This window comes from Citrobacter sp. Awk 2 (assembly GCF_028069815.1).
Lineage (GTDB): Bacteria > Pseudomonadota > Gammaproteobacteria > Enterobacterales > Enterobacteriaceae > Citrobacter.
On the sequence record NZ_JANEWL010000218.1, the window covers coordinates 1 to 1,171 of the forward strand.

Genomic DNA, 1,171 nt, shown 5'->3' on the forward strand with positions numbered 1-1,171 from the left:
ATATAAGGGTAATATTTAGGAGATAAATTTACATCTCCTGCGATATAGGTAAATTGTCCATTGCGAGAAGCATCATTATCAAAGGCGAGGGCCACATCTACTGCCGTACCAGGAACAAGATCTTTGCCAAGATATATCGCGTCTATATACTCGATACCTAAATTGACTACACTCAACATCCATTGACATGGACCACCACCAGTCATAGCAACTTTTGCTTTCCAAATATCCCCATTCTCTTGCTGCATAGGTATCCCAATAACGTTATAGCTGGGTTCTGTGATAACAGAGCCATCAAAGCCACTGATTCTCTTTTTCATGCATTAATTGCCAACACAGCCAAATGATATTTAGCGCAAAAAATTCGCGCATTCCAAATAGAGCTGAGCTATTCAGCTTGTTGAAAGGCGGTAAGTTTTAACACATGTTAATATTGAATGAGCTAATATTTCTTTTCCTCAAGAAAAAATCCACATTGGAATTATTTGGCAATTCAGTTTTGCAATATAATTTAAGTGCCTTGTCAACGAAGTAATATACATCTTTAGCTGAACTACCCGCATAAGCATCAAAATAGATTGTAATTGTTCTTGTTCTGCTGTCGATTACGGGATCCGTTGTAAAGAAAACACGCTTATCTTTTATTGCAATATTCGATACACTTTCAAGAAAACTAACTGATTCTTTGTCAAAGTTAAATGCTCGGGCTGCTGTCGCAGCATTTGATAAAAAGCTAAAAGCAACAAAAAAAAACCATTATCGACATTACATTTTTCATAATTCACTCACCCTCATTCAATTTTAAATCAAATAAATATCGACTCATTTCATAACCCACTGAGAAAAACAATACTAAGGAGAGCAGAATAATTTTTTATGGGTTAGAAATTTCCCATCACCTTTTATCCGTATTCAACAAATCTCAAATGTATAGTGCTGGCGTATAAGTGTGATAGTTAATTAACCTAATACACCTTAAACATAAAACCCGTCTATTGTTACTTGTCAATATTCATTTTGTCGACTTTATAAAAATCAGGAAATACAGTACCATCAGATATAACGCTGCCATCTGGATACTCTATCTTTGAATGTATTCCTTTAATTTTTTTTTCTATCCCGATGTATTTCACAACCTTGCTTTCATCTATTATAGGCGCAAACTTAATTT

1 pseudogene is annotated in these 1,171 nt (G+C 34.6%); it reads right to left on the reverse strand.

The annotated features are described in order from the left end of the window. Positions 1–320 (reverse strand): annotated as a pseudogene (locus tag NNO02_RS23260) (hypothetical protein); the annotation flags it as partial. Between the last annotated feature and the right edge of the window lie 851 nt (positions 321–1,171).